Here is an 11,824-nt window from a genome sequence, read left to right as displayed (position 1 = left end):
GGGAATTACGCATGATTTCTCAGCGCAATTCCCAATTTCAAGGAGATTTAAGAATATTTTCTAGTAAAACTTGTATTCAAAAGGCATTTTGGCCTGTATCTGACCATGTTGTGCCTTTACATCTTTGATTTGCTGGTAGATATCATAATTTTCGCCCAATTCTTTCTTCACCATGGAGGTTTGTACCTTATTACCCATGCTGCGCAGCACTTTGGACACAGAAGGTTTCACTTCAGGATATTCCACCAGGGTATAATTGCTCAGCTTAGCCACTTTGGCAGCACTGGCCAGGGCGTCGTTGATACCGCCGAGGCGATCTACCAGACCCAGTTTAACTGCCTGTACACCGCTCCATACGTGCCCCTGTGCAATGCTGTCTACAATGGCAGCATCCAGTTTTCTGCCGGCAACTACCCTCGATTTAAAGGTAGCATAGGTAGAATCAACACCATTCTGGATCAGGCGTTTTTCTGCGTCGGTCATCGGACGCGCTGTAGTACCCAGGTCAGCGTATTCGGCAGTTTTAACACCGTCGAAAGTTACGCCCAGCTTATGGTTGAAGAAATCGGACAAGTTGAACATCACGCCGAATACACCGATAGAACCGGTCAGGGTATTAGGTTGTGCGAAGATACTATCTGCCATACAGGAGATATAATAACCGCCGGAAGCAGCGTAGTCGCCCATGGAAACGATCACCGGTTTTACTTTTTTGGTGAGCGACAGCTCGCGCCAGATAACTTCTGAAGCCAGGGCACTACCACCACCGGAGTTTACACGGAAAACGACTGCTTTCACCTTGTTATCTTCACGTGCCTTGCGGATATCACGTACGTAGTTATCGCTGGCAATGGTACGGTCGCGCTGTGAGTCACCGCTAACGATATCACCTTCCGCATAGATCAGGGCAATTTTGCTGTCGCCGCTGCCATCACTCAGGGTAGTGGCGTCGGTATATTTAGTCAGGGAAACGAAGCTGATTTTAGCGTCTGCACCGATATTCAGTTTAGACCTCAGTTCTGCCTGTACTTCATCATCATATTTCAGTCCATCTACCAGTTTATATTTCAGTGCGTCTGCAGGTTCCTGGATCAGGGCCTGGTTAGCATAACCATGCAGGGTAGCGGTATCCAATTTGCGGGCAGCGCCAATATCGGTCAGGAAAGTACCATACAGCTCACCCAGGAACTGGGTGGTCTGCGCACGGTTGGCATCGGTCATTTTTGTTTCGCGCAAAGGTTCGGTAGCGCTCTTGAATTTTCCGCAGTAGAAAATTTCAGGCTTGATCTCCAACCTGTCGAGTGTACCTTTCAGGAACAGGATCTGACTGCTAAAGCCGTTAAAGTCCATACCACCTTTAGGGTTCAGGTATACTTTATCAGCGGAGGAAGCCACGTAATAATCCTGTTGTCCCATCACTTCACCATACGCATACACGAATTTGCCGGATTTTCTGAAGCGGGTCAGCGCCAGACGCAGTTCTTCATTGGTTGCAAAACCGTTTCCATTACCATTTACTTTAAGATAGATACCTTTGATATTGTCGTCATCGGTAGCATTCTCAATGAGGCGAACGGTCTGAAAGAGGCCGGGGATGTTACCGCCGTCGTCGCCCAGGAACTGTGCTAATGGGTTAATCTGTTGCTGTTCCTCATAGGCCTGGCTGGTTTCCAGGACAAGGACGCTGTTAGGAGCTACTGTAACTTTTTCAGGGGTGATAGCCTTTCCGATAAATACCATCAGGGTTATGATCCCAATCGCTGTAAACACGATCAATGCCAGCAGGGATGCCAGGAATACTTTTAAAAAACGCATGTTTTTGAGTTAAGTTGAAACTGGGTAGAAAGATACATTTTTTCAAAAATACGGAATATGGCTACTTTTGGGGCCTGAAATATACATGAATACAACAATATTACTTATAGGTGGCAATCTGGGCAACCCGGAAATCAACCTGGGAAAGGCAGTCCGGCTTATCAATGAGCGGATTGGCCAGGTGGTAAAAAAATCTGCCCTTTATCAGACAGCTCCATGGGGAGTAGTAGATCAGCCTGACTATCTCAATCAGGCATTGGTAGTGCATACCATGCAGGACGCATTAACGACCCTGCATACACTGTTAGACATCGAACGGACCATCGGAAGGGTACGGCAGGAGAAATGGGGATCCCGGGTGATAGACATAGACATGATCTTCTTTAATGACGATATTATCTCCCTGCCGGAACTAAAAATTCCACATCCCAGGATGCACCTGCGCCAGTTTGTACTGGTTCCTTTGCAGGAAATAGTACCAGACCACGTACACCCTGTACTACATAAAACAGTTAATGAACTGCTGCTGAGCTGCCCGGATGATCTGCCGGCAAACAAACTATAAAAGTCGATACATGCGCTATAAATTTATTACGGTTGAAGGAAACATCGGAGCGGGAAAAACAACACTGGCAAGCATGCTGGCCAAACATTTCTCGGCCAAACTGATCCTGGAAGAATTTGCTGATAATCCCTTCCTGCCCCTTTTCTATAAAAGCCCGGACCAATACGCCTTCCCGCTGGAACTCTTTTTCATGGCGGAACGCTACAAACAACTGAAAGATATGCTGCAGTCGCAGGATCTCTTCAGCGATATCACCGTGTCTGATTATCTCTTCATAAAAAGCCTGCTGTTCGCGAAAATAAATCTCCCGGAAGAAGAATATTCACTCTACCAGAAACTCTTTGATATCATCAATCCTCAACTGGTACAACCAGAATTACTCATCTTCCTGAACGCTCCTGTAAAAAAACTACAGGAAAACATAAAAAACAGGAACCGCAGCTACGAACAATCCATCCCGGACGAATACCTCCTGAGCGTACACGACGTTTACTGGCAGTATATCAAACAACACCCGGTTCGAACACTGGTCATCGACACCACTAAAGTAGACTTCCTCCGTAACCCGGAAGATTTCAACAATATCCTCAAAGCATTGGACCAGGACTATGAACCAGGCGTTCATTACCTGAAATTCTAAAACATATTTTTTGCAGAGCCCATAGGTCTGCAAACGAAAAAAGCAGTCTCGACTAAGTCGAGACTGCTTTTTTCGTTTGCAGATTTATTTACTGATATGCCCAGGATTTAGTTAAACGATTGCCTGAACTCCATCGGCGATACTTCCATTTTCCGCTTAAATATCCTGTTGAACGACTGCGGATGCTCAAACCCAAGCGCATACGCTATTTCGGCTGTACTCAAATCAGTATTCAACAACAACTCCCTTGCCTTCTCCATTAATTTCTGCTGTATATGCTGCTGGGTACTCTGCCCGGTATATACCCGCAACATATCACTCAGATAATCCGGCGACATATGCAGTTGTTGTGCAAGAAACTGCACGGTAGGCAGTCCGGAACGCTGTGCCTCCCCGTCATCCAGATAATGGGTCAGCAACTGATCTACCTTATCCAGCAAATCGTTATTGGCCACTTTCCTGGTCAGAAACTGACGATTATAAAACCGGTTGCTGTAGTTGAGCAGCAACTCGATATAAGAGATCAGCAAATCCTGACTAAATGCATCGATAGATGTCTGTAATTCATTTTCTATCTGCCTGAACAGATCAGTAATAATTGATTTTTCTTTATCAGAGAGGTGCAGTGCTTCCGACAATTCATAACTGAAAAACCGGTACTGCTTCATCTGCTGGCCCAGCGGATGCTTCGCCAGGAAATCATGGTGAAAGTAGAAAGACAGTCCCGTAAGCCCGCAGGAAACACCACCATCGGTAATTACCTGATTGGGACCGATAAATGCCATTCCGCCTTCCGAAAAGTCGTAGTAACGTTGCCCGTACCCGATCTTGCCATCAGCATGCTCAATAAAGGACACTTTATAAAAGCCATACCTGATCTGCCTTTCCCCTCGCGGAAAATTCGGTTTCATATCACTGAAGCGAATTACACTTACCAGCGGATGCAGTGGTGGCGCCACTCCTACTGCTTTGTGCAGGTCTGAGATAGCATCATATACCACCAGTTCGGGTTTGTCTTTAGCTTTCATATCCTAAATTTAAGGCGATTATTTTTATGGTAAGATAGGCGGCCTTTGTGAAGTTTTGCCATTAATCGTGGTTCCTCCCTGGTTGAGGTTTGCGGCAAATGGCAGCATAGGGTGCGGGAAGTTCAACACCGGCGTGGTCACCTCATCCAGCGCAGCCATTTCTTCGGCTGTCAGTGTTACGGAGAGCGACCGGAGATTGCCCTGCAATTGCTCCAAGGTACGGGCACCGATGATGGTGGACGTTACGCCTGGTCTTGCATTGACCCATGCGAGCGCTACCGCTGCAACGCTTTCCTGTTTTGCCTGCGCTATTTCAGCGAGTTTGTCCAGCACCACGTAGGTACTTTCTGACATTGGCGCCATCATCGTCCTGTTGCTTTGTTGCTGCCCGTTGTTGGCGCGGGTATATTTGCCGGACAATACGCCCTGCTTCAATGGCGACCATGGCATTACGCCGAGGCCCATTTCCTGTGCCATCGGGATCAGGTCCCCTTCTACGGTCCTTTCCAGCAGTGAATATTCTACCTGCAGACCTATAAATGGCGACCATCCACGGAATGCTGCCAGCAACTGCGCCTGTGTGATCTTCCAGGCAGGTATATCAGATACAGCGATGTAGCGCACCTTTCCCGACTGTACGAGGTCGTGCAGGGCGGCCATTGTTTCTTCAATTGGCGTAAAAGGATCGTAGGCATGTACCCAGTATAAGTCGATATAATCTGTCTGTAATCTTTTCAGGGAGTCTTCCAGTGCGGCGATCATGGCTTTTCTGCTGGTACCGCCGCTGTTGGGGTCGCCGGGGTGCATGCTGCCATAAAACTTGGTAGATAATACCAGTCCGTCGCGGCGTATGCCGGTTTCACGGAGGTAATCGCCGATAATTTTTTCAGAATGCCCTTTTGTGTAGATGTTGGCCGTATCAATAGTATTACCTCCCTGTTCCAGGTAGGCCGCCAGGATGCCTTTGGCATCTTCGGGGCTGGCACCGTAATTCCAGTCCAGTCCGAAAGTCATGGTGCCTAATGTCAACGGGCTAACGCGCAGTCCTGACTTTCCTAATGTACGATAGTTGCTTAAATCTGTCATAAGACGCTTTATTTTTATGATGTAAAGGTCTGTTAGTCAGATTGTATGACTGTATCCGTATCAGGGGAAGTTGTAACCGGATCCGGCGGGGCTATCTCGAGGAGATAGTTTTTGCGGCGATAAAGCCGCTGGTCCAGGCATGCTGGAAGTTAAATCCGCCGGTAACACCATCTACGTCCATTACTTCGCCGGCAAAGAATAATCCGGGAGCGATACGGCTTTCCATGGTATTAGGGTCTATCTCGCTCAGGGTAATACCTCCACAGGTCACAAATTCCTCTTTAAAGGTAGTTTTGCCTTTTACAGGAAATTCCATTGCCACCAGCAGTTTCTGCAGGCGGTTCTGTTCTTTGGACGGTACGTCGGCCCAGCGCATTTCTTCGTTGATGCCGCATTGCTGCAGCAGGAACTGCCAAAGGCGCTGTGGCAGCTGAAACGGATTGCGGTTATATATTTTTTGTTTGCCCAGCTCCAGGCGGAGCGCAGGCCAGTCTTCACGAAGGGAGTTTTCATTATAGGAAGGCAGCCAGTTGACAATAGCCGTAAAGGTATACTGCATATCCTGCAGTTCTCTGGCACCCCATGCGGACAGTCGCAGTATTGCCGGGCCGCTCATACCCCAGTGGGTAATCAGCACAGGTCCCTGCTGCTGTAATTTGGTGCCGGCAATTTTCACGGATGCTTCTGAAGCTACACCCATCAGGGAAGTAATGGGATTGCCCGGCATATTGAAAGTAAACAGGCTCGGAGCCGGAGGTACAATACTATGGCCAGTTTGTTCCAGCCAGTGAAACTTGCCTGCCTGTGCATAGCCACCAGCGGCTACACATACGAAGTCGGCGTCCATATGCTGGCCGCCCTGTAGCTGCAGTCGCCACCTGCCATCAGGTAATTTCTCCAGCGTACTTACTTCCTGATTTGTTTTAATATTAACAAGATATTTATCGGCTTCACGTAACAGACAGTCAATAATAGTCTGGGAGTCGTCGGTAACAGGGAACATGCGCCCATCTGGTTCTGCTTTGATTTTCACGCCTCTGTCGCCATACCACTGCAGTGTATCTGGCACAAAGAACTGCCCGAAGGCCTTTTTTACAAAATTGCCTCCACGCGGATAACGTTTAGTCATGTAGGTTATATCCGGTGCATTATGGGTAACATTGCAACGGCCGCCCCCACTCACTTTTACCTTCGACAACAGCTTACCTGTTTTTTCCAGTAACCATACCTCCAGATCAGGGGCCATACGTGCCGCATTCACCGCACAGAAAAATCCTGCAGCGCCACCACCAGTGACAATAAGCCTTTTACGCTTCAAACTCATTAAAATCTTGTTAAAACCTTCACAATTTCGCGCAATAATAAGTTTAATCTTTTGAACTTGCTATTTTTAGGGATTCCTTAGGACAATTAATTGTAATTAGTAATTTGTATACAAATTGACAACCATGAAATGGAAAATTCCAATAGCACTACTGACAGGGGTGATAACCGCCTTGGCTTTCCTCCCTGCCCCAACGGATTGGTCGGACAAAATTGTGAAAGCGCTGGAACAGTTCAGTAGCCGCTATCCGCAGGAAAAAGTATACCTGCATATGGACAAGGATTACTACGCCTCCGGCGAAACTATCTGGTTCAGAGCCTATATTACCCTGCAGGGCCTCCCTTCTACCCAGGCCACTAACCTTTATGTAGAACTGCTCGACAAGAACAATAATATCGTTCAGAAAAAACTTTTCGCCAGCGGCGGAGGTATCTCCACCGGCGATTTCGAACTTCCGGAAGCACAGAAACCAGGTCAGTACCAGATCCGCGCCTATACCGCCTGGATGAACAACTTCGACCCGGCTTACTTCTTTACCAAAACCATCGAAGTATTTGATCCTGCCAAAAAACTCGGCCCTGAATCCGATTCACTGGCACAGGATTTTGCCGTGCAATTCTTCCCGGAAGGAGGTAACTCCATGGAAGGACAGCCATCCACAGTAGCTTTCAAGGCCATCGACCAGAACGGCTACCCGATCGAAGTAAGTGGTGCAGTGAAAAACAGCAAAGGCGAGCAAATCTCTGTAATAAAATCCCTGCACGATGGGATGGGAAGCTTCGACTACAATCCGGTAGCAGGAGAAACCTACCAGGCTACCGTAAAAAGTGCCAAAGGACAAACAAAAACCGTTAATCTGCCCACAGCTCAGTCGAAAGGCCTGACGCTGAAAGTATATAACAAAGGCGCCAGGATCTTCTATCAGGCCGTTCCAGGCTCCGCCAACGATACCAGCTTCAACGACCTGCTGGTCCTCGCACAGATGAACAGCCAGATGGTCTATAAAGCCAACCTGGACGTAGGAGAAGGTCGTATCTCCGGCTTCATCCCTACCGGCGGTATTCCTTCAGGTGTATTACAGATTACGCTGTTCACCAGATCCGGACTGCCAGTGTCGGAAAGACTGGTATTTGTCAACAAAAAAGACAGAGTAGAGATGGATGTCCTGGAATCAGATGTTCACAGAGAACCAAGATCCAAAAACACCTTCGTACTGCGCCTGCCGGATACCATCAATACCAGTATCTCTGTAGCAGTTACAGATGCGGAAGCAGTACCGGTAGATATCAAAAACGCCAGCAACATCATTTCCAACCTCCTGATGACCTCCGATCTGAAAGGTTTCGTATACAACCCTGCCTGGTACTTCAGAAACGACTCTGCTGCCACCTTACAGGCCCTCGACCTCGTAATGATGACCAACGGATGGACAAGGTTCAGCTGGGAAAAAATCGTCAACAACGAATTCCCGCAAATTAAATTCCCGTACGAACAGGGACTGACAATGGACGGCAAGGCCACTTCCGGCACCGGCAGACCATTGACCAACGGCCGCATCGACATGATCATCAAAGTGCCTGCCGACAGCTCCAGCATGTTTGCACAGGCGCCTGTTGATGATAAAGGAGAATTCCATATCACCGGAATGGTATTCCCGGATACCGCCTACATCTACTACCAGGGCAATGATAATATCAGGAAAACCAAAGACGTGAGCGTTAAATTCAACAGCCACTTCTTTGAAAAAACTACCCTGATAAAAATTCCTTTCCCGCTGCGCGTACCGCCGGCAGTAGACAACAGCGCCCTGAAATCATTCCTGGCCAATGCCTCTGAAAGCAATAAAGTACAAAGGTCTATTGCCAACAGACAAGTATATCTGAAAGAAGTAAATGTAAACGCCAAAAAAGCTACACCTGCTGAAACTACCGAAAAACGCTACGTTTCCGGGCTGTTTGCAGGCGGCGATGGCATGACCTTCGATCTGACAAAAGAAACGGCTACTTCGCTCAACGTATTCCAATACCTGCAGGCAAAAGTTGCGGGTCTGAATATCACCGGCGATATCAACAATCCAAGCATCAGCTGGCGTGGAGGTGCTCCTGGCATCTACCTCAACGAAATGCAGACCGATATCTCACAGATATCTACCCTTCCTATGTCGGATGTAGCGCTGATCAAAGTGATCCGTCCTCCGTTTATGGGCATGGGCGGCGCCAACGGTGCAATCGCAGTATACACCAAAAAAGGTGGCGACAACACCCCTACCAATGATCCAAGCGTTCGTGGCTTCGAACTGTATAAAAAAGCAGGGTACAGCGTGGTTAAACAGTTCTATTCACCTGACTACAGCGTGAAAAAAGAAGTGCACGCATTACCTGATAAACGCCTCACCCTCTACTGGAGCGCAAACCTGCCGGTAGATACCCTCACCCATACCGCTAAATTTGAATTCTATAACAATGATTTCACGAAGAAATTCAGAGTAGTAGTAGAAGGTATGGCTGAAGACGGTGCTGTAGGCAGATTAGAACAAGAGTTTTAAAATTTATTATTATATTTTTTTAGAAAACGGCAGGTCGGTGACCTGCCGTTTTCTGTTTTTTCACCTCCCCGTTATCCATATACAAGCCCAATAAGTTTTAGCAGTAAATTAGCCACAAATAAGCGTCCATACTACGTTTCATCGATATTAATAATAATTTATTTATTGCTGGTATTATCTTCTCCGGAGAGAATAAAATATCATTCCCACCTATTACTTTCACTACTCAGTTACTTATCCAAAATTCCCGTTATGCAGTTTATTACATCAGGCCGCCAGTTCCTGGCCCTTATTTTTCTATCAATAATCATTAGCTTGAAAAGCCTTGCCGGCACAGGAAATCTGAAGGCAGGAACCAGCAAAATCAACATCACACCGAAAACAGATCAGTTTATCCACGACTCTGTATATGCGAGAAGTTTAGTGCTGGATGTCAATGGTGAGCGCATTGCCTTCGTATCGCTGGATCTGCCCATATTCACCAGCGACCGCGTAGAACAGGCCTGCAAACAACAATATAACATTGCCAGAGTAGTGCTGAGTTCTACACACAATCACTCCGCCCCGATGGTGGATAATAAAATAAACGTTTCGGAGAGCAGCCCTTTCCAGCCTTATTACGAGCAGCAAATCATTAAAGTGGTTGGGGAAGCAGTTGCTCATATGTTCCCCGCAAAAATAGCGGCCGGGAAAAGCACCTTCCCGCAACTGGGCTTCAACCGCCTGATCGTTCGTGAAGATGGCCGTGCCCGCGAATCATGGGTAGGCGACGATCATTACAAGGTAGAAAATCCTGAACGTATTCCTTTCGGACCTGTAGATCCCGAAGTAGGCGTACTAAAAATTACTGACCTCCAGGACAATCCACGGGCCATCGTAATGAACTACGCCATGCATGCAGATGTGGTATGCTTTAACTATGAAGTATCAGCAGACTATCCCGGCGTTGCAACACGCAAAGTGGAAGCAGCATTCGGCAACAATGTCAACTGCCTGTTTATCAATGGGGGTGCCGGCAACATAGAATCGCTGATGATCAGTCCGCGGAAATCAGGTTATAAAGACACCACCCATACCAACTACGCCCCCATGGAGCGCACCGGTGAATTACTCGCATGGGAGGTAATCAAACTTACCAAAAGCATTAGCATGCCGGCAACTACTGCCACTGATATAAAATATAAGGTAGATTCCCTGCATTTTACCGGACGTTATAACGTCAATCGCGCATATGATGTACACCTTATCACCCTGCTCATCAATAACCAGATTTCCATCGCTGTTTGTCCGGGTGAAATGTTTGTGCAGTTTCAGCTCGACTGGAAAGAGAAGATGAAACTCGCTTCCATGAATGGTTTCCTCTTTGGTTATTCCTGGAGTGGTGGTAAATGGCCCGGATACATTCCGGATGTACGCTCCGCCGCGATGGGCGGCTACGGCGCCGATGGCGATGATGTCATTCAGGTAGGTGCCGGCGAAAATATTATGACCAGGCATCTTCAAAACTATTATACCCTCAATGGCTCACTGCGCAGCTATTACAGTAATAAATAAGGCAATATTCCATCAATAGCAAAGGGCTGAGGAGTAATGATCTCCTTAGCCCTTTTTACAAAATGACAAGCAGGTTTATAATATTGTCAATGGTGTCATGACTCCCACAGAAAACCGATAGGTATTGCCATTTACCATGCCGTAGTTCTTCCTTGCATACGCCGTATAGTCGTACACGTGACCAACCATATTAGCATATACACGCAGGTTTACATTTTTCAGCGGGTATACTTCCACACCGGGAACATATCCCCAGGCGGTACGCAGCTTTTTATCTGCATTAGGATCGGGATTACCGTCCCAATAGGCGAAATCAACGAAGCCGGTGAAGGTCAGGTGTACCAGCTTACTGATTTGCCCATCGGCACGTACCCAGTGGCTCATATACCGTACCCCCTGCGCTGCCACACCATTGTGCACAAAGCCCGATACCAGCATATGTCTGTCCAGGTTTTCCAGGCTAAGTTTAAAGTCGTACTCCAGTATAAATCCAGGCAGCCTCAGCTGGTTACCAAAAGCGAAGTAATTCATATACTGATGCGTAGCTTCCTTAAATAAGCTGTAGGACCAGATCGTATTCAGTTTGCCGTTGAAGAAGCTGCCACGCCAGTTAAATACGGCGGCAAAAGGGAACTTTGACGCTGTAATACCGGGAATAGTATCGTACAATTCCTTAAAGGTTCTGGTACGGCTATTCAGCAACTGTATGGTGAATTCATTCTTCTTATTCGGAAGGAAACCGAGGCCTGTACCCGACAGAAAGTTATCAGAATATTTAATAATATCTGAATATTCATATATCTCAATCGGGTTGGCATCGAATTCATACCCGCCCCAGTCTGCAGATAGTTTACCTGCATAGATCTTCCATTTTTCGGTAGGATCGAAGCGCAGAAAAGCCATGTCAGTAGAGCGGCTGATATGATCGATCGACTGAGTTTCCGGATCACGGGTATAACGGTCGCGAAAGCGGAAAAAGAGTTTATCAGTAACTTTGCCTCTCAGCTCCAGGCGGAACTGCTCATTCTCGAATTTTGAGCCCTGGTAGGTTCCGTCAACAAACTCATTTCTCTCTGCAAATCTCATATCTGCAATCAGATCCATATTATCCAGCAGATAGGATTTAGGCAGCGTAATCAGGGGTTTATGAATCGTATCCGAATACTCTTGCTGCTGCGACATCGCAGTAAACCAAAACAATAATAAACCTGACAGCAGCAGATAACGTGTATACATTTCTGTTAGATTAGGGTCAGAAGATGAATGC

9 protein-coding genes are annotated in these 11,824 nt (G+C 47.1%); 4 read left to right on the top strand and 5 right to left on the bottom strand.

Going from position 1 to position 11,824, the window contains the following annotated elements; all coding sequences use genetic code 11:
• Positions 1 to 60 precede the first annotated feature (60 nt).
• Complete coding sequence (gene sppA, locus F3J22_RS11095) at positions 61 to 1,815, bottom strand: signal peptide peptidase SppA (RefSeq protein ID WP_167017071.1); 1,755 nt, start codon at positions 1,813 to 1,815, stop codon at positions 61 to 63.
• A gap of 85 nt (positions 1,816 to 1,900) precedes the next feature.
• Between sppA and folK the strand changes: the two genes are divergently transcribed.
• Both folK and F3J22_RS11085 read left to right on the top strand, forming a co-directional pair.
• Positions 1,901 to 2,380, top strand: coding sequence for a 2-amino-4-hydroxy-6-hydroxymethyldihydropteridine diphosphokinase (gene folK, locus F3J22_RS11090; RefSeq protein WP_167017069.1), 480 nt, complete (start codon positions 1,901 to 1,903; stop codon positions 2,378 to 2,380).
• A 10-nt stretch (positions 2,381 to 2,390) separates the two neighbouring features.
• Complete coding sequence (locus F3J22_RS11085; protein ID WP_167017067.1) at positions 2,391 to 3,020, top strand: deoxynucleoside kinase; 630 nt, start codon at positions 2,391 to 2,393, stop codon at positions 3,018 to 3,020.
• Between the two features lie 107 nt (positions 3,021 to 3,127).
• Here F3J22_RS11085 and F3J22_RS11080 read toward each other — a convergent pair whose 3' ends face one another.
• The 3 genes from F3J22_RS11080 to F3J22_RS11070 form a co-directional block, all read right to left on the bottom strand.
• On the bottom strand, positions 3,128 to 4,048 hold the full coding sequence (locus F3J22_RS11080) for an AraC family transcriptional regulator (protein ID WP_167017065.1): 921 nt from the start codon (positions 4,046 to 4,048) through the stop codon (positions 3,128 to 3,130).
• Positions 4,049 to 4,072: 24 nt separating this feature from the next.
• Positions 4,073 to 5,134 (bottom strand): aldo/keto reductase, encoded by a 1,062-nt coding sequence (locus F3J22_RS11075; protein ID WP_167017063.1) that lies wholly within the window; start codon positions 5,132 to 5,134, stop codon positions 4,073 to 4,075.
• A 91-nt stretch (positions 5,135 to 5,225) separates the two neighbouring features.
• The gene (locus F3J22_RS11070; protein WP_167017061.1) at positions 5,226 to 6,458 is read right to left on the bottom strand and encodes an NAD(P)/FAD-dependent oxidoreductase; all 1,233 of its coding nucleotides are present in this window, start codon (positions 6,456 to 6,458) and stop codon (positions 5,226 to 5,228) included.
• 124 nt (positions 6,459 to 6,582) lie between these two features.
• Between F3J22_RS11070 and F3J22_RS11065 the strand changes: the two genes are divergently transcribed.
• Both F3J22_RS11065 and F3J22_RS11060 read left to right on the top strand, forming a co-directional pair.
• Positions 6,583 to 9,003, top strand: a complete 2,421-nt coding sequence (locus tag F3J22_RS11065; protein WP_167017059.1) for an MG2 domain-containing protein — start codon at positions 6,583 to 6,585, stop codon at positions 9,001 to 9,003.
• Between the two features lie 252 nt (positions 9,004 to 9,255).
• Positions 9,256 to 10,557, top strand: a complete 1,302-nt coding sequence (locus tag F3J22_RS11060) for a neutral/alkaline non-lysosomal ceramidase N-terminal domain-containing protein (protein WP_205195182.1) — start codon at positions 9,256 to 9,258, stop codon at positions 10,555 to 10,557.
• Positions 10,558 to 10,632: 75 nt separating this feature from the next.
• Here the strand turns inward: F3J22_RS11060 and F3J22_RS11055 are convergent, their stop codons facing one another.
• Positions 10,633 to 11,793 carry a porin gene (locus tag F3J22_RS11055; protein WP_167017058.1) on the bottom strand — a complete coding sequence of 387 codons (1,161 nt, stop codon included), beginning with the start codon at positions 11,791 to 11,793 and terminating at the stop codon, positions 10,633 to 10,635.
• Between the last annotated feature and the right edge of the window lie 31 nt (positions 11,794 to 11,824).

The organism is Chitinophaga sp. Cy-1792 (assembly GCF_011752935.1).
Lineage (GTDB): Bacteria > Bacteroidota > Bacteroidia > Chitinophagales > Chitinophagaceae > Chitinophaga.
This window is presented reverse-complemented; position numbering and strand designations above follow the sequence as displayed.

What these genes read in the sequence shown, in the direction of transcription:
- sppA (WP_167017071.1), bottom strand. Translation starts at nt 1,815, where the DNA reads ATGCGTTTTTTAAAAGTATTCCTGGCATCCCTGCTGGCATTGATCGTG.
- folK (WP_167017069.1), top strand. Translation starts at nt 1,901, where the DNA reads ATGAATACAACAATATTACTTATAGGTGGCAATCTGGGCAACCCGGAA.
- F3J22_RS11085 (WP_167017067.1), top strand. Translation starts at nt 2,391, where the DNA reads ATGCGCTATAAATTTATTACGGTTGAAGGAAACATCGGAGCGGGAAAA.
- F3J22_RS11080 (WP_167017065.1), bottom strand. Translation starts at nt 4,048, where the DNA reads ATGAAAGCTAAAGACAAACCCGAACTGGTGGTATATGATGCTATCTCA.
- F3J22_RS11075 (WP_167017063.1), bottom strand. Translation starts at nt 5,134, where the DNA reads ATGACAGATTTAAGCAACTATCGTACATTAGGAAAGTCAGGACTGCGC.
- F3J22_RS11070 (WP_167017061.1), bottom strand. Translation starts at nt 6,458, where the DNA reads ATGAGTTTGAAGCGTAAAAGGCTTATTGTCACTGGTGGTGGCGCTGCA.
- F3J22_RS11065 (WP_167017059.1), top strand. Translation starts at nt 6,583, where the DNA reads ATGAAATGGAAAATTCCAATAGCACTACTGACAGGGGTGATAACCGCC.
- F3J22_RS11060 (WP_205195182.1), top strand. Translation starts at nt 9,256, where the DNA reads ATGCAGTTTATTACATCAGGCCGCCAGTTCCTGGCCCTTATTTTTCTA.
- F3J22_RS11055 (WP_167017058.1), bottom strand. Translation starts at nt 11,793, where the DNA reads ATGTATACACGTTATCTGCTGCTGTCAGGTTTATTATTGTTTTGGTTT.